At 62.1% G+C, this 16,451-nt stretch carries 14 protein-coding genes; 3 read left to right on the top strand and 11 right to left on the bottom strand.

The features are described 5' to 3' along the window. The 8 genes from ASD80_RS13865 to ASD80_RS13830 form a co-directional block, all read right to left on the bottom strand. Complete coding sequence (locus tag ASD80_RS13865; protein ID WP_056233833.1) at window positions 1-1,857, bottom strand: feruloyl-CoA synthase; 1,857 nt, start codon at window positions 1,855-1,857, stop codon at window positions 1-3. Window positions 1,858-1,983: 126 nt separating this feature from the next. Continuing rightward, the gene (locus tag ASD80_RS13860; protein ID WP_056233830.1) at window positions 1,984-3,327 is read right to left on the bottom strand and encodes an MmgE/PrpD family protein; all 1,344 of its coding nucleotides are present in this window, start codon (window positions 3,325-3,327) and stop codon (window positions 1,984-1,986) included. Beyond that, entirely contained in the window at window positions 3,324-4,442 is a 1,119-nt protein-coding gene (locus tag ASD80_RS13855) for a CapA family protein (RefSeq protein WP_056233828.1), read from the bottom strand. Before ASD80_RS13855 ends, ASD80_RS13860 begins: the two co-directional genes overlap by 4 nt. Beyond that, window positions 4,439-5,413: an ABC transporter ATP-binding protein gene (locus tag ASD80_RS13850; RefSeq protein ID WP_082555295.1), complete on the bottom strand. Its 975-nt coding sequence runs from the start codon at window positions 5,411-5,413 to the stop codon at window positions 4,439-4,441. Before ASD80_RS13850 ends, ASD80_RS13855 begins: the two co-directional genes overlap by 4 nt. Further along, entirely contained in the window at window positions 5,410-6,405 is a 996-nt protein-coding gene (locus ASD80_RS13845) for an ABC transporter ATP-binding protein (protein ID WP_056233825.1), read from the bottom strand. Before ASD80_RS13845 ends, ASD80_RS13850 begins: the two co-directional genes overlap by 4 nt. Further along, window positions 6,402-7,307 carry an ABC transporter permease gene (locus ASD80_RS13840; RefSeq protein ID WP_056233823.1) on the bottom strand — a complete coding sequence of 302 codons (906 nt, stop codon included), beginning with the start codon at window positions 7,305-7,307 and terminating at the stop codon, window positions 6,402-6,404. Before ASD80_RS13840 ends, ASD80_RS13845 begins: the two co-directional genes overlap by 4 nt. After that, entirely contained in the window at window positions 7,307-8,356 is a 1,050-nt protein-coding gene (locus ASD80_RS13835; RefSeq protein ID WP_200950329.1) for an ABC transporter permease, read from the bottom strand. The genes ASD80_RS13840 and ASD80_RS13835 overlap by 1 nt, the downstream gene beginning before the upstream one ends. Continuing rightward, window positions 8,299-9,735 (bottom strand): ABC transporter substrate-binding protein, encoded by a 1,437-nt coding sequence (locus ASD80_RS13830; protein ID WP_162247367.1) that lies wholly within the window; start codon window positions 9,733-9,735, stop codon window positions 8,299-8,301. Before ASD80_RS13830 ends, ASD80_RS13835 begins: the two co-directional genes overlap by 58 nt. Window positions 9,736-10,043: 308 nt before the next feature. Here ASD80_RS13830 and ASD80_RS13825 point away from each other — a divergent pair, with 308 nt between their 5' ends. Beyond that, window positions 10,044-10,709: a GntR family transcriptional regulator gene (locus tag ASD80_RS13825; protein ID WP_082555293.1), complete on the top strand. Its 666-nt coding sequence runs from the start codon at window positions 10,044-10,046 to the stop codon at window positions 10,707-10,709. Between the two features lie 7 nt (window positions 10,710-10,716). On the opposite strand, the gene ASD80_RS13820 is transcribed toward ASD80_RS13825, so the two are convergent. From ASD80_RS13820 to ASD80_RS13810, 3 genes are all read right to left on the bottom strand, one after another. After that, window positions 10,717-11,940 carry a cytochrome P450 gene (locus ASD80_RS13820; RefSeq protein ID WP_200950327.1) on the bottom strand — a complete coding sequence of 408 codons (1,224 nt, stop codon included), beginning with the start codon at window positions 11,938-11,940 and terminating at the stop codon, window positions 10,717-10,719. A gap of 176 nt (window positions 11,941-12,116) precedes the next feature. Further along, window positions 12,117-13,280: a CaiB/BaiF CoA transferase family protein gene (locus tag ASD80_RS13815; protein WP_056233938.1), complete on the bottom strand. Its 1,164-nt coding sequence runs from the start codon at window positions 13,278-13,280 to the stop codon at window positions 12,117-12,119. Between the two features lie 60 nt (window positions 13,281-13,340). After that, entirely contained in the window at window positions 13,341-13,862 is a 522-nt protein-coding gene (locus ASD80_RS13810) for a MarR family winged helix-turn-helix transcriptional regulator (RefSeq protein ID WP_156460457.1), read from the bottom strand. A 97-nt stretch (window positions 13,863-13,959) separates the two neighbouring features. Between ASD80_RS13810 and ASD80_RS13805 the strand changes: the two genes are divergently transcribed. Both ASD80_RS13805 and ASD80_RS13800 read left to right on the top strand, forming a co-directional pair. Next, a complete protein-coding gene (locus ASD80_RS13805; RefSeq protein ID WP_156460456.1) occupies window positions 13,960-15,117 on the top strand; it encodes a 2-hydroxyacyl-CoA dehydratase in 1,158 nt (385 codons plus the stop codon). Beyond that, window positions 15,114-16,388: a 2-hydroxyacyl-CoA dehydratase family protein gene (locus ASD80_RS13800; RefSeq protein ID WP_056233808.1), complete on the top strand. Its 1,275-nt coding sequence runs from the start codon at window positions 15,114-15,116 to the stop codon at window positions 16,386-16,388. The genes ASD80_RS13805 and ASD80_RS13800 overlap by 4 nt, the downstream gene beginning before the upstream one ends. Window positions 16,389-16,451 lie beyond the last annotated feature (63 nt).

The raw sequence follows: 16,451 nt of genomic DNA, 5'->3' as shown, positions 1-16,451 counted from the left end.
TCAGGCTCCTTTCCGCTGAAATATCATCACGTCGGTATTGGGCGCCTTGGCGTGGAGCTGGGCGACAAGATGGGCCCTGTGCGTGCAAACGGCGCGCTGGTTGATCGACCCCTTGTCGGTCACCTCGCCCTTGTCGATATCGGGCAAGTCAGCCAGCAGCAGCGCTCGCGCCACGTGGTTTGAACTGCCCGTTGCTCGGGCCGCGAGATTTGCGAATGCCGTTTCAAACCGGGCCCTGACCTTGGGATGGGCGACCACGTCGGCGGCTGCGGTTCCTTCTGGCAGGCCGGCCTCCCGGCGGCATGCTTGCAGATCGGGAAAAATCATGGCGCCGACAAAATTGAGATCGTGACCGGTCACGACCACATCACGGATCAGCGGCGCGCAGGCGGCGATCACGCTGCTGCGGATCGCGGCAAAATTGACCCAGGTGCCGGTCGAGAGCTTGAAGTCCTCGGTCACCCGTCCGTCGAAGATGAGACCGCTGTCGAGCCGCTGCGGATCGACAAACCGCACGGCGTCGCCGATGCAATAGTAGCCCTCGTCGTCGAAGGCCTCAGCGGTCTTTGCCGCGTCACGCCAATATCCGGGCGTCACATTGGGACCCTTGAGGCGCAGTTCGTGCTTCTCTTCGTTGCGGACGAGCTTGACGCTCATGCCCGCGGCAGGAAGGCCGATATGGCCCGCTTCTTCGACGGCCCAGGTGGTGGTGAAGGCAAAGGGCGCAGTCTCGGTGGACCCATAGCCCGTAATAATCAGGATGCGCTCGCCCGTTTCGGCGCGGGCCGCTTCGGCGAGCCCGTCGAAGACGTGCTGCGCCAGGCCCGCGCCGGCATATTGGAGCAGCTTGAGCCGGGCGAAGAGATTCCGGCGTGCGACCGGGTTCTCCGGAAAAGCGGAGACCAGGAATTCGTAGGCCTTGGGCACATTCATGAACAGAGTAGGCTGGACCATGCCCAGATTCTCGAGCGTTCGCCCAAATCGCGCCGGGGTGGGCTGGCCGTCGTCGATATAGAAGCTACCCCCGTTGTAGATGGCGATGCCCACATTGTGGCTGCCACCGGCGACATGGTTCCAGGGCATCCAGTCGAGCAGCACTGGAGGCTCGTCCGCCAGGAAGGCCAGGGCCTGGCGGATCATCTGCTGGTTGCAGGCCATCATGGTATTGGTGGTAATGACGCCCTTGGGCAGGCCGGTCGAACCGGAGGTGAAAAGCACCTTGGCAATCGTGTCGCCGGTTATTGCACCATGGGCCTGTGCAACCGCCGCTGTGACTTTGGTCTCGAGCAGGTCGTCGAAAATCATGCCGGGACGTGATGGAATCGGGTTGGTGCGGACGACCAGCGGCAGGTCGTGCGCGAAGACCGCGTCGACGGCGGGCGCAAACTGGACGCCGTCGCTGGCATAGATCATGCCGGGGGTGAGCAGGCCGGCAATGTGGCGCAGCTTGCCGAAATCAGCCGATACCAGCGAATAGGCCGGTGAAATCGGCGCATAGGGGACCCCGACCCAGATCGCCGCCATGCCGAGCAGGAAGTGCTCGATTTCATTGCCGGAGAGGATAATCAGGGGACGCTCCGGCCCCAGACCGGCGTCAAGCAGCGCCTGCGCGATGGGGTGAATGCGTTCAATGACCTCAGCATAGCTCAGCGAACGCCATCCGCTTTCCTCCCGATCCGCGATCAGCACAGCGTCGGGCGTTTTTTCGGCCCAGGCAGCCAGTGCGTCCACGATGGATCGTGGGTACGGCTCCAGCGCCTCGGTAGAGCCAATGACCATGCTGCCGTCGGCGCGTGTTTCGCAAACGGCAGTCATCCTGCCCAGCCGCACCGGTCGCAAGGGAACGTCAAAATTCATGTGATCCTCCCGCATCCAGATTGTTATATGTCATAACAAAATCAGTGCAAGAGGTGAACATGGCAGTATTCCTCTTGCGGGCCCCGCCCCTCCCGTTGGGTACACGGGGCAACTGACGACCAAAGTTCAAACCAGCCTCATGAGCGGCGTGATGCCTTGGACGTCGATATCCGCAATGGCGGCGAGGAAAGCGGGTGCATCAAACGGCTGCGTTCCATACTCGAAGCAAGCCTCAACTTTTGGGACAAGATCCGGAATACCGATATCCTTGGTGCGCCAGACAGGTACCGCGAGGATGGTTTCCCTTAGGATTGCCCCTGCATGCGTGCTGACCGTGTAGACCGCCTCCGCACCAACGGCGACCAGCTCCGGCTCGATGTCTACGCGCGCGGCGAGCGCCAGGGTTTCGGGGGCGCTCAGTCGTCCGGGGACGAAGCTGGCTAGCGTGAGGCCGCCGGTTTCCATAGCCGAGGCGAATACGAAGGGTATGGAGAACTTGCCGTCGATGGCCGTCTGCGGTGCGATGCGCTGCGGACGCGGCACGAACAACATGTCGTTGGGCGGGCCGACCTGGACCGTGACCGCGGCGATATCGGTGCCCATGACGCCCTTGGCGCGGAAGGCCAGGGCCGCCACCACCGCGCTATGGGTGCCCCGGCAGGCGGGCCAGCGTTTCACCCCGACCTCGGGGCCAAGCAATGGCATGCCGATCGTGGCAAAGGGCTCGATCTTTGGCCCGTTTCCGGTGAGCATGGCGAAGAGTCCGGACGAGCCCTCCAATGGCGCTTCGACCGCCTCGACACCGGCACGGGCGAGCAGCGCCGCTTCCACGGCGGCGCGGGCAGCAAAGCCTTCTCTTACGGCACGAAGATCAGACCTGGGACTGCGCTTCAATTCATCGCCAAGCATGAACTGCGGAATGAAGAGCCCGAGCGCGTTTCGAATGCCGCCGGCATCGAGCTTGAGCAGAAGTGCGGCGCCGAGCGTAGCGCCAAGCCCCGCCAGCACCGGCGGATGATACCAGCCGCGCCTGGCGGGATCGCCGTCAAGCGCAAGGGAAGCACGGCAAGAGAAATCGCACCCCATGGCGAGGGCTGCGAGCACGTCGGCGCCATTCGACTGTTCGCTTTCCGCCAAAGCGAGCACGGCGGGAACAAGCGAGGCATTGGGATGAACCATGCCCTCTTCAAACGTGTCTTCAAAGTCGATGGCATGAGCCAGGGCGCCATTGGCCAGCGCCGCAAATACCGGGGATGTCTTGGCGCCCTGGCCGATGAGCGTCGATGAGCCGGAACCCGACGCTCTGGCATAGGCCATGAACGGGCCGGCTGCGGGCTCCAGCCCGGTCGCGGCGACCATGACGGCCAGGGCATCGGCCAGGGCGATGCGCGCTGCATCCAGCGCGGGCCGACCGACGCCGCGCCCGGCAAGGTCCAGATAGCGCTCGGCTATTGTGAGTGTCAGGCTCATTGGCTGAGCGACACGCGGTAGACGTCGCCATCTGCCGAAATGGTACTTCCGAGTTCGGCCCTGTCCGAGATGGACTGGAGGTAAAGGCGGATGCGCTCGAAATCCGGATGATCGGACGGCACGATCTTCGGGTCGGCGTCACGGCCGATCATGATGGGCACCAGGCGCACATCGCTGACGCCGTCTTTCGAGAACCGCGCCTCCAGCATCATGCTCATTTCCGAGCCGGGCGGGAAGTTGTAGCGGCTGCCGAAATCGGGCACCCAATCGGGGTTGAGCTTCTGGATTTCCCGGAAGCCCTTGGACTTGGCATGAGCCTCGTCCATGCGCAGGTCGATGGCGAAATTGGCCATGCTGTAGGCAATGGTCTTGCCTTTGTAGACCTCGATACCCTTGAGGATATGCGCATGGCTGCCCAGGACCAGATCGGCACCGGCATCGATCGCTGCATGGGCCACTTCGCGCTGATAGTCCGGGATTACGGCCGGGACGAAGTGAATGCCGGCGTGATGGGAGAGCACGACAATATCGGCTTTGCCGCGCACCTCGCGAATAGTCGCGAGCAGCGCCTCGAGATCGTCCCGAAAGCTATAGGTGTGGACGCGCGCCGGAGTGCCGGGCTGGTCATGCTCGATCTGCTCGTAAATCGTATGCGCCCGCAACGGCGCACAACCGGGCCGGTTTTCTTCGGCCCAATAGTTCATCGGGAGAATGGAATTGACCGAGATAAAGCCCACGGTCACATCGTTGCGCGTGACGTAAACCGGCTTGCGGGCTTCATCGATGGTCTTGCCGGTGCCCACCTGCCGGGCCCCTGCCCGGTCGAGGTGGCCTATGGTGTCGAACAACCCATCGGGGCCCCAGTCCATGCAATGGTTGCCCGCAAAGGAGACAACTTCAAGACCTGCCTCGACCAGGGCATCGGCGATGCGAGGATCGCCGCGCATGGTGTGGCGGGCCTGTGGCAGGCGGGTGCCGCGGGTGGTGAGGTTCACCTCGAGCTGGCAGAAGCCCAGATCGGCCTGTCCGATGCGGTCCCGCACGTGGTCAAAGCTGGTCGCGGGGTCTTCGCGATCCTGCGCGACGTCACCGACGGCAATGAAGTTGATGGTCATCTGGTCAGGTTCGGATCAAGAAGATGGCACGCGGCCGTGCCACCATGCGGGGTGGGATAATTGTTCGGCCGCTCGCGGTCGCAGCGCTCGAAACGAAGCGGGCAGCGGGTGTGATATGCGCAGCCCGACGGGGGGTTGAGCGGGCTGGGGATTTCCCCCTGCGGTGGCAGCTCGGGCCGCGGGGCGTCCGGATCAGGCGGCAGGTTCGCCGCCAGCAGGGCCTTGGTATAGGGGTGGGCTGGGGTGGTGCAGATGGCCCTGGCCGTACCCCGCTCGATGACACGGCCGAGATACATAACGATTACATCGTCAGCCATGAAGCGCACGGTGGCGAGATCGTGCGAGATGAACACGCAGCTCAGCCCATAGTCGGCCTGCAGGTCCTTGAGGATGTTGAGAATCTGCGCGCGGATGGAGATGTCCTGGGAGGATACCGGCTCATCGAGCATCAGGACTTCAGGCTTGGAGGCGATGGCGCGCGCAATGGCAATACGCTGGCGCTGACCGCCCGAAAACTCGTTGGGAAAGCGCCTCGCATCCTCGGCGCGCAGGCCAACCGCCACCAACACCTCGCCGACACGATTCTGAATGTCCTGCTTGCTCATGCCCGCAATGGTCGCCAGCGGTTCGGCGATGATCTGCCCGACACGCATGCGCGGATCGAGCGAGGAGAAGGGGTTCTGGAACACCGGCTGCACGGCACGGCGGAATTCGCGCCTGGCCTCCGCAGCGAGGGTCGAACAATCCTGGCCCTTGAACAGCACCTCTCCCTCGGTCGGCGTATCGAGCAGCAGCAGCATGCGGTTGAGCGTGGTCTTGCCACAGCCCGATTCTCCAACGACGCCGAGTATCTTGCCTGGCATCAGGTCGATGTCGAGCGCGCTGACGGCGTGCAGATCCTGCTTTTTGCCACCGTTGGTGACCTTGAAGACGCGCCCCAACCTGCGGGCGGAAATAATTGCGCCGCTCATGCTGCGCCTCGTTGCTCTTGGAGGGGGAACCAGCACCGCACATCATGCGCCGGCGCCAGTTCGGCCATGGGCGGCATCTGCATGCACTTGGCTTGCGCATTGGCGCAGCGCGGGTGGAAGCGGCAGCCTTGCGGGCGGTTGGCGACGCTGGGCGGAGAGCCCGGAATGGTGGGCAGGCGATCGAGCGCCTGATCGAGCGTCGGGACGCTATCCAGCAGGGCGCGGGTGTACCAATGCCTGGGGCGCCTGAATATCTCGCGCACGGGGCCTTCTTCAACGATCTGGCCGGCATACATGACGGCGACGCGGTCACACATCTTGGCAACGACGCCGAAATCGTGCGTGATGAAAAGCATGGCCATGCCGGCGCGCTTTTGCAGGTCCTTGAGCAGTTCGAGGAACTGGTACTGGATGGTGACATCGAGCGAGGTCGTCGGCTCGTCGGCGACAAGCAGGCGCGGCGCGCGGGTCAGCGAAATGGCGCCGACGACCCGTTGGCGCATGCCACCGCTCATCTGGTGGGGATGATTTTGAAGGCGCGCCTCGGGCGAGGGAATGCGTACGCTTTCGAGGGCCGCGATAGCGCGATCCTCCAGCGAGCCGCTTGCCGTCGCATGCAGGCGCAAACCCTCCTTGAGCTGGTTGCCGATGGTGAAGATCGGATTGAGCGAAGCCATGGGATCCTGAAGGATCATGGAGATTTCGCCACCGCGAAGGCGCGTTAGCTCAGCCCTGTCCATCTGGACGATATCGTCGCCATCATAGTGGATCTGGCCGGACAGGCCCCGGTCGAGCAGCGGGGGCAGCAAGCGCATGAGCGACATGCCCAAAGTGGTCTTGCCTGAGCCGCTTTCCCCCACAAGGCCGACGGTTTCGCCAGCCCGTATCCGAAGATTGATATTCTCTATCAAGGCCGGGCTCGCGGCACCCTCACCAAGCCGGACCGAGAGATTGCGGATATCGAGCAGAGGGGGATCGGTAGGAGTGGTCACTGGATGTTGCGCCCCCTGAGCGCCGGATTGATACGGTCGGCCAGGGCGTCACCCAGGAGATTGACGGCCATCACAGTGATCAGGATTGCCGAGCCCGGCACCATGCAGAGCCACCAGGCGGAAGCGATGTAGGAGCGGCCGTCTGCCACCATCGAGCCCCAGGATGGCGCCGGTGGCGGCACGCCGACACCGAGGAAGCTCAGCGATGCCTCCAGCACGACGACGATGCCAACCTGGAGCGTGGCAACGACAATCAGCGCAGGCGCGATATTGGGCAGGATGTGACGCCAGATGATGACACGATCGGAAAGCCCCGAGGTGCGCGCCAGATCGACATAGTCCTCGTTGCGGATCTTCAGCGTCTCGCCCCGGGCCATACGGGCATATTGGCTCCACAGGGTAAGCGAAATGACGACGATGATGTTGGTGAAGCTCGGGCCCGAAATCGCGCCCAGAAGCAGGGCGAGCAGGATGACGGGGAAAGACAGTGCCAGATCGACGAGACGCATCAGCACGCGGTCGCACCAGCCGCCAAAATAGCCGGCAGCGGTGCCAATTGCCGTGCCCAAAACGCCCGCGATGGCGATGACCAGGACGCAGACGGTCAGCGAGATACGGGCACCGGCAATGATGCGCGAAAGAATATCGCGACCCAGACGGTCGGTGCCGAAGATATGGCTCCAGGAGCCACCGTCCTGCCAGACTGGCGGCGCGAGGCGCGCGCGCAATGACCCTTTCAGCGGATCGTGGGGCGATATCCACGGCCCGAACACCGCCACGAAGACGAACACGACGAGCAGGGCAAGCGCGATACGCAGCGGCCAGTCGAGCGAGGTCCAGAAACGCGATATCGCGGCGAGAACGGCATTTGGCGGGTTGGCGCCGGACGTTGCATCAGCCATCAGCCACGACTCCGCATGCGCGGGTCGATCACAACGTAGAGTATGTCGACCAGAAGATTGGCGATGATGAACAGCGACGTGATGACCAGCACCACGGCCTGAACGACGGGAAAGTCACGGGCCAGTATGGATTCATAGGCCAGGCGCCCGATGCCGGGCCAGGAAAACACGGTCTCGACGATCACCGCGCCCGTAATCATCACGGCAAAGAATGTGCCCATGAAGGTGACGACCGGAATGAGGCTGTTGGCGAGAGCATGTTTCCAGATCACCACGCTTTCGGAGAGGCCCTTGACGCGTGCGAGCTTGATATATTCGCTGCCCAGAGCTTCGAGCATGGACGAGCGCACGAGGCGGGTGATGGCGGCCAGCGTGAATAGCCCCAGCGTTGCGGCGGGGAGGACATAATGCTCCCATCGGCCGTAGCCGGAGGTGGGAAGCCAGCCAAGCTGCACCGCAAACACATACATGAGCACAATGCCGAGCCAGAAACTCGGCACCGACTGGCCAACCAGGGCGATAAGGCGCGCTGCTATGTCCACGGCGGAGTTGTGCCTTACCGCCGCCATCACGCCGAAGAGAATGCCGACGACCATGGTGAAGGCGAGCGCGACGCCTGCAAGGCTCAACGAGGCAGGCAGCCGCGCCATGATGAGTTGCAACGCAGGCTGATTGCCGGCCGCGACGGAGCGGCCGAAATCACCGGTCAGCGCCTTGCCCAGGAATGTCAGGTATTGAATGACAATCGGCTGATCGAGACCAAGGTCCCGTGTGAGCTTTATCTTGTCGGCCTCTGTGGCCCCGTCTCCGAGCAGCAGGGCAACGGGGTCGCCGGTGAGCCGGCTCAGAAAGAAGATCACAATGCTCATCAGGAGCAATGCGATGAGCGCCTCTACAGTCCGGGCGGCGACGATCTTGAACATTGCGTCCCAATAGTCATTGCAGTCGGTGGAAGACGGCGCCGCGCAGGACGGCGCCGTCAGAATAGGCCTTATTTGGCGCGCGTAACCTGGTCGAAATTCCACATATAGGCCGTGGTAATCTTCCATTCTCCGACCTTGTCGGAGATGCCGTAGGGCTCATTGGCGAGAGCGATGAACACTGCCGCAGCCTCGTCACGCAGATACTGGCCAATGGCCGTGAACTTGGCTTCCCGCTCGACCAAATCCTGCTCGTTGGAGAAGTCGTTGATCATGGTTTCAAGCTCAGGTGTCGAATAGGCGGCAAAGACGCTGGCCGCCATGAAGCCCGCTTCCAGCCCGTTGGCGGCGCTGGAGAAGGGGAAGCCCCTGTGGGTCCAGACGTAGTCGTTGGCGCGGCCTTCGGTCCAATCGGAGCGCAGCGAAGGCCAGTCCACCGGCTCGATCGTGGCATTGACGCCAATATCCTGCCAGAACAGAGCGACGGCTTCAGCCATCAGCGGCAGCTCGGCACCCGGAGCCGTGGTGAAGGTCTTGATGGTGATGTCAAAGCCGTTTTCATAGCCCGCTTCCTTGAGCAGCTCGCGGGCCTTGTCCGGATCATAGGGATAGGGCTCGACATCAGACCAGGCGGGAACCGGGGTGTCGCTCGAGGCGACGGTGGCTTCGCCGTGGAACAGTTCATCGATGATGAGCTGCTTGTCGACGGCATAGTTCAGGGCCTGGCGCACTTCGCGCTTGGCCCACGGATTGTCCGCGTTGTAGCGATTGTCGGACGTTTCAACCAGGCCGCCGAAGCGGACCACTGGCGACCAGGTGGCCTCGGCCGAAACGACCGTCAGACCCGCTTCCTTCACTGTGGGAATGGAGTCAAAGCCGATAGGCGCTATATCCGCTTCGCCGGTGCGCAGCATGGCAACGCGGGTCGACTCCTCGGGCACGACCTTGAAGACGATATTCTCGAATTCAGGATGGACGCGCCAGTGGTCGGCTACGTCATCCCGCAAGGTCATGACGATCTCCGAGCCGGGGTTGATCGAGGCAAGTTCATAGGCGCCGGTGCCAATGGGCTTCGCCTCCGCGTCGGTTTCACCGAGCGCGTCGAAATACGCTTTGGAAACGATGCCCAGCTGCTGCGCCGCACCGAAATAGCCCTGCGCCAGTTCGAAGTCTGGGAAGTGAAGCTTGACGACGACGGTGTAGTCGTCCGGGGTTTCGACCGAAGCGATGAGACGACGCATGGGCGAGGATGGACCGGCCCTCGAGTCATCGCGAATGAGGCGCTCGATGGAATAAGCCACGTCGGCCGACGTCATTTCGCCATAGCCGCCGGAGAATTGGACGCCATGGCGCAGGTGGAAGGTCCACGCCTTGCCATCAGGGCTCATCTCCCAGCTTTCCGCCAGGCCTGGAATGGTCTTGAGCGTGCCAGGTTCGGCATAGGTGAGATATTCGTAGACGACATCGAGATAGGTTTTACGCTGACCCGACCCGCTCCAGGGGGTCATGGTTTCTTCCGAGAAGGTGGACAGCGCGATAATCAGGTCATCAGCCTGGGCCCACGCAGGCATAATCGGGGACAGTGTCAACGCAACACCAGCCAGCAAGCTTACCGCGGTGCGATGCACATGGCGGTTCATAAGCTTTGTCATAGGTTCCTCCCTTTCGACAGCACTCGTCCCAAATTGTTATATGACATAACTAGACAGTCAACAAAATTGTCGACGATCTGGTCCAGAGTTTGACTTCTCGCATCGCCCCTACATATGAATGCCGCGACAGGCGGCGAAACGGGATCGCCCCGAAGGACCTTCTCATGGACACAAAACCGGCCGCCCGGATTTCTGACAGCGCGATTTGTGATGGCATCAAAACGCGCATACATCGTGGCGGCTATGCGCCAGGGCAGCGATTGATCGAAGTCGACCTGGCCGAAGAGTTCTCCGTCGGCCGGGGCCGCATCCGCGAGATATTCAAGACGCTGGTGGGCGAAGGCTATCTCGAATTCATCAAGAACCGGGGCGTATACGTCCGGCGCTTCACGCGCGCCGAGATTCTGGAAATGGGGCGCGTCCGCGAAGTGCTGGAAGGTCTGGCTGCGCGGCTGGCTGCCGAGACGGAATTGACGGTCGAGCAACGCGCCCTGCTTCGCGCATTGCAGAACCGCATGGACGAAGCCGAAGCGAGCAACGATGTCGACCGCTACAATAGCGAGAACTTTCAATACCACGCCGCCATCTGCGCCATTGCCAACAACCGCCATGTCGAGCAGTCGCTGGCGCGCGTCAGGCTTCCCCTCTATCGCCTGCAGCTCCCGCGGAGCTTTTCCAGCGATTCCATGGCAAGCTCAAACCGCGACCACCAGGTGATCACCAGTTCCATCCTGGCCGGCAAGCCGGACGCAGCCGAAGCCGCCATGCGGGCGCATGTCCATGCCGGCAACCAGCACGTTGCCCGGCTGGCCGAGGAACATTTCCGCTAGGCCAACCTCAAAGAAACGTCACCGGAACGCTCAGCGGTCCATATTCGGGCCAGGTAGTCATCGGCGTCGGCCCCGTCATTTCCCAGCCATTGGTGCGGGAAATCAGCTCCTCCAGCGTGATGCGCAGCATGAGACGCGCCAGCGGAGCGCCGGCGCATTGGTGCGGGCCACGCCCGAAAGCCATGTGCTTCCTGTCGCCGGACCGATCCAGGCGGAAGGTATCGGGGTCTTCAAAGGCGTCGGCATCGCGGTTGGCCGAGGTAAAGGCCATGGCGATCGGCTCGTCCTTCCTGATCAGCCGACCACCGATTTCAATGTCCTGCTTGGCAGTGCGCGCAAAGCCGCGATAGGGCGTGTAAAGGCGCAGCAATTCCTCCAACGCATCCGGGATCAGCGCAGGATCGGCCTTGAGCATGGCGAAATGCTCAGGATGGCGCGCCAGATGCACAACCATCGAGCCGGTGAAGGTGGTGGGTGCGATAATGCCCACGACCAGCAATTGACGGATCGTGCCCAGGATCATCGGCTCGGGAAGCGGATTGCCATCGTCGTCACGAGCCGCGAGCATGGCGCTGGTCGGATCGACGCCCGGATCGAGCGGCTGTTCCTTGCGCAGGGCGATGATGTCGCGCGCCACGTCATAGAGAAACAGGCTGGTTTTCTCGAGCATGGCATTGTCGCGCACCTGCAGCGCCCGGTTGAAATCGGCACCGATGTCGCGAATTTTCTCGGCCTGCTCGGCGGGGATATGGAAGAACTCCGCCAGCACAAAGATCGGCAGCCGATAAGAGAAATCGACGCAAATATCGCAGTTGCCCCGCTCGACAAGCGGCGCGAGGAGGCGGGATACGATGGCTCGTACCACCGGCTCCCAGAACGCCATGCGATCGGGGTGGAACAGCGGGCTGATGGCGCGGCGATAGGGCGTGTGATCGGGTGGGTCGAGGTGAAGCGGCGGGCGGCGGCCGGACGTGGCTACCCGCGGCACCACGTTCTGGTAGGCGGTGGAAAAATTTTCATAGTCCGCCAGCGCCCGGATCACGTCGTCATATTTGGTAAGCAGCCAGAAGCCCTCGAAATCGGATGTGTGAGCGACGGGGCAACGACCGCGCAATTCCTTGAACACCGCATGGACATCGTCAAAACCCTCCACCACATCGGCATCGAATTCGTGCAGATCGTTCTTCGGGGGCACGAAGGTTTTGGGCGCAGGCTGCATCGTATCGGTCAAGGCGGCTCTCCTCCAGAACCAGCGCTTCGCCGCCAGGCGTGCGCCGGTTGTCTATAATTTTGTCGACAATTATGACGGAGCGAACGCGATTGCAAGTCCGCAAAGGGCGGGATGTGCATGAGAAAAACGCGCCGGAAGCCTTGTTCCGTTGCGCTAAAACTTCACCAAGTCATTGATTATGCAAGGCCAAGCTCGCGGAGAACGGCCTCGGTATGCTCACCCAGACGCGGCGGCGGCCCGGCCACTTCAGGACCGTCGCGCTCGAAGAGAAAGCCCGCATTGAGAATCGTTGTCCGCGGCACTGCATGGCTCGGTACGTCGACCTCAACGGTGAGATTGCGGCCTTCAAGCTGGGGCAGAGCAAGCACATCGCGCACCGGGCGGACGGCGCCGGCGGGAACACCGGCTTGAGCCAGGATCACTTCCCATTCGGCCGCCGTGCGGGCAGCAAAACTGTTTGTGAGCTCAGCCTGCAGCGCCGCCTCATTGGCCATGCGGCTGTCCGGATCGGCAAAGCGCGGATCGTCCAGGAGGTCGGGACGTTCGAGCGCGGCGCAAAGACGTTCATACTGGTTCTGCTGCACTGCGCCGATGGTGATGGCATTTTCCCCGGTGGGGAAAGTGTCGGCCGTTGGCGCGAGTGAGAAGCCGCGATTGCCGGTGCGTCGCGGCTCGATGCCGGAAATCAGCAGCGGGTTGATGACGGACGCCATCATTACCAGGGAGGCGTCGAGCATGGACATGTCGATAAACTGCCCCCGGCCCTCGGGATCGCGCAGCTTCTGGATATAGGCAGACTGCATGGCGAAGGCGGCCAGGAGCGCGCTGTAGGTATCCACAATGGGAAAGCCAACCCGCATGGGGCCGGCGTCAGGCTCCCCCGAGAGCCCCATCAGCCCGGAAACGCTCTGGATGATCTGGTCGATGGCCGGATAATCGCGCATGGGGCCCGATTGACCATAGCCGGAGATGGAACAATAGATGAGCCCGGGATTGTCCTGCTTGACGCTCTCGTAGCTCAGGCCCAGCCTGTCGATGACACCGGGTCGAAAATTCTCGACCATGATGTCCGATGTAGCGATCAGGCGGCGAGCAGCCTCCTGACCCTCGGCGCTCTTGAGATCGAGCACGATGGATTTTTTACCGGCATTGGCTCCAATGAACGCCTCTGCCATGCCCCGCAGTTCCTTGCGCTGCGTATAGTTCCGCAGCACGTCCCCGGTGGGCGGTTCGACCTTGATGACTTCAGCGCCCAGAAGGCACAGGAAATGCGTCGCCAGCGGCCCGGCAATGACATGACTGAAATCGGCGATGCGCACGCCGGCAAGCGGTTTGGCCACCTTGAACTCCTCCACAATAGTTCAGTAAATGAACTACCAAACGAAGAAGTGTCAAGCGCGTCAGTCGTCTCCGGCCTCGGCGATGACGCTGGAATTGCCCGTGCGCTGCAACTGACGCTGACCGAGATGCCGGTAGAGACGATTGAGATAGTCGAAGAGTTCGACGCGCTCAGGCTCGGAAAACGGTTCGAGAAAAGCGGCGTTTTGCTGGGCGATGAGATCGCTGATCCTGGCGTAGCGCTCCTGTCCGGCCGCCGTGAGGCGCAGCGCGTTGAAGCGTCTGTCGGTGGCGGACTTGGCACGCTCCAGATAGCCCCGCGCTTCGAGATCTTTCACCAGCTTGGTAATGGCCGATTTCTTGAACACCAGCGTTGCCGCCAGGTCATTCTGCGACATGCCGGGGTTGAGGCCGATGACGCTGAGGACGACGATCTCGCCCTGCTCGGCATCGAGGGCAGCATAAAATGCGGCATTTTCCGCCCGGATGTAAGCACGCAGAGCGCGCGTCAGGAACGGCAGGTTTTCGCGCAAGGGCCCGAGCTCGACTCCCGGAAGGGCGGAGTTTTGAACGTCTTCAGCCACTCGCAGAATTCCTCACGCCCTGACGTCAGGTGACTAACGCGGGGGGATGGGCGGTGTCAAACGAGGCCACTTGACGCCCTGAAAATCAGTTCATAAAGTGAACTACATTACCTGGAAGGGTGTTCCGACGATGACGAGTCCTGAGGCCGCGGTGTCCGCCGCGGCAGCGCTCGAACGCGCCAGTCAGCAGAGAGAAGATTGGTCGAAGGCGACCAGCCTAGGGCGTGTCGGCATCTTCGGGAATGGCATGCCCGAGACGCTGATCGCAGCCGCAGGCGGCCTGCCGGTCCATGTCTCGTTGGGCACGACAACCGCCAGGCATCCCATAGAGGCGGTCATCGAACCCTTTGTCGATGATGAGGTCCGCCATTTCCTCGTCAGGCTGATGAAGGGCGATTTCGCCGGGCTTGCCGGGATCGTTTTTGCCCGCGACGACGCCCCGGCCATGATCGCCTATCAGTATGCCAATGAGTGGATCCGTCAGGACCGCGAGCGCGAGCCTACGCCCCCGCTGTTTCTCTGGAATCTCGTGCATACCGACACAAAGCCGGTGCAGGACTTCAACCACATCCAGGCCGAAAAGCTCTTTGCTTTCCTGGAAAATGTCGGTCTCGCATATCCCTCCGACAGTGCGGTGGCGGACGCGGCAGCTGCCGAAGCCAGCCGCGCCGAGGCACTGATGCAGCTTCGGCAGGCCGTGGGCGTAACGCTGAGCGGAAGCACTGCTGCGACATGGCGCAATGCCGGCCGCTTCATGAGCGCCGCCGAGCATGCCGGGCTCGTCACCGATGCGCTCGGTTCGCCGGCTGAAACGCTGGTGAGTACCCGGATCGGCATTGTGGGGTCGCCGCTGACCTGCCCACGCACCTACAGGATGATTGAGCAATTTGGCACCGTGGTTTGTGACCAACAGACCTTTGGTCAGACATGGCCGGGCCCCGGCAATGCCGAAGCGGACCTCGATGGCATCCTGAGCGCGACGGCCGCCGATCCATCGTGCTTCCGCATCACGCCGGCCAGTGTATATCGCGCTGCGCTGGTCAGAAATCTCGTCGACGCAAAATGCGCAGTGGTGCTCTGCCAACTGGCGCAGACCGACGACACTTTCGGCTGGGAAATCCCGGCGCTGTTTGCCGAATTGGGCTCCCACGGAGTGGCCTGCGTCAATCTCGGATTTCGCGATTCCAATCCCGATACAGGCTGGCTTGAGCGCGCTTCTCGATTGATCGAGCAGGCACTGGAGGCGCGGAAATGAGCAAGGACTATACCCAACTCGAATCCACCAGGATCGCTGCCGATTACCAGCGCGAATGGGCCAAGGGTCTGCGGGCGCAGATCACCTCGGGCGAGAAATACGCATTCGTGAATGCGGATACGCCGCACGAGCTGTTCCACCATATCGGCGTGCCGATCGTCACCAACCAATGGTGGTCGGCCATTATCGCGGCCAAGCAGCTGTCCGAATTCTATTTCGACTATATGGAGGCAGCAGGCTTTCATGGCCGGCTGGCCCGCTATTCGAGCTTGCCGCTGATTGCCGAGCTGGAAGGCGATACCGGTCGCCAGCCATGGGGCGGACTGCCGACCCCTTCCATCCTGTGCGCGCGGCAAAGCGCGGACGATCATCAGAAGATCTTCTCGCTGTGGTCCGAGAAAACCGGGGCGCCACTCGCCCTTATTTCCTCCCCGGCGGTGCCCGATCCCCAGGCGGACTGGTGGCGTCTGGCCCGCCAGGATTGGGAAGAGCTCTATCATACCGATCGGCTGGACCTGATGGTCGCCGAGTTCAAGGCGCTGATCGAGCAACTGGAAGCACTGACCGGCAAGAGCTTCGATCACGATGGCTTTGCGCTCTATATGGACAGGATCAATGAGCAGGAGCGCATTTACGAGGAAGCGACGGCGCTGATCGCCGCAGCCCCGCAATGCCCCATTCGGATTTCCGAACAGATCCCCAATGTGATGATCCCGCAATGGCATCGCGGATCGGACTGGGCCATCGAGCATGCGCAGCGGTTCCGCGACGAGGTCGCGGCCCGTGTGGATGCCGGCACAAGCGTCGTCGAGAACGAGCGCATCCGGATGATGTGGATCGGCGCCGGCCTGTGGTTCGACACCAGCTTTTACGCGGCCTTCGAAGCAAGCCACGGCGCTGTCTTTGCCTGGTCGATGTACCTGCCCTTTGCGGCGGATGGCTATATCCGCGAGAGCAAAGGCGATCCGTTGCGGGCCCTGGCGGCGCGCGTCTCCGCCATGAACGAGCAATTGCACCAGCCACCCTGGATCAACAGCTGGATGGTCGAACAGGCAAAGCGCTTCCGCATCGACGTCGCGCTGATGCTTATTCCCGAGCATGACCGGTTCTCCGGACATGGATCGCTCTTTGCCAAGGAGGCCCTTGAGGCAGCCGGCGTGCGGGTGATCGAGGTATGGTCCGACATGGTCGACCAGCGCCAGTGGAACCGGGACGAAATCACGGCGCGGATTGTTCCCGTATTGGACGCGATACTCGCGGAAAGAATTTGACACAGTTCACTGACTGAACCAATATTGTCGACAATAAGATCGGCACTTGAAGCTGACTGTGAG

Source organism: Devosia sp. Root635, assembly GCF_001427605.1.
In the GTDB taxonomy this organism is placed as follows: Bacteria; Pseudomonadota; Alphaproteobacteria; order Rhizobiales; family Devosiaceae; genus Devosia.
The sequence above is the reverse complement of the archived record's forward strand: the minus strand, read 5'-3'. Positions and strand labels throughout refer to the sequence as shown.

Bases quoted from the DNA above. Each gene is read 5' to 3' on its own strand.
- ASD80_RS13865 (WP_056233833.1), bottom strand. From the start codon at position 1,857: ATGAATTTTGACGTTCCCTTGCGACCGGTGCGGCTGGGCAGGATGACT.
- ASD80_RS13860 (WP_056233830.1), bottom strand. From the start codon at position 3,327: ATGAGCCTGACACTCACAATAGCCGAGCGCTATCTGGACCTTGCCGGG.
- ASD80_RS13855 (WP_056233828.1), bottom strand. From the start codon at position 4,442: ATGACCATCAACTTCATTGCCGTCGGTGACGTCGCGCAGGATCGCGAA.
- ASD80_RS13850 (WP_082555295.1), bottom strand. From the start codon at position 5,413: ATGAGCGGCGCAATTATTTCCGCCCGCAGGTTGGGGCGCGTCTTCAAG.
- ASD80_RS13840 (WP_056233823.1), bottom strand. From the start codon at position 7,307: ATGGCTGATGCAACGTCCGGCGCCAACCCGCCAAATGCCGTTCTCGCC.
- ASD80_RS13835 (WP_200950329.1), bottom strand. From the start codon at position 8,356: ATGGAAGATTACCACGGCCTATATGTGGAATTTCGACCAGGTTACGCG.
- ASD80_RS13830 (WP_162247367.1), bottom strand. From the start codon at position 9,735: ATGACCCCCTGGAGCGGGTCGGGTCAGCGTAAAACCTATCTCGATGTC.
- ASD80_RS13825 (WP_082555293.1), top strand. From the start codon at position 10,044: ATGGACACAAAACCGGCCGCCCGGATTTCTGACAGCGCGATTTGTGAT.
- ASD80_RS13800 (WP_056233808.1), top strand. From the start codon at position 15,114: ATGAGCAAGGACTATACCCAACTCGAATCCACCAGGATCGCTGCCGAT.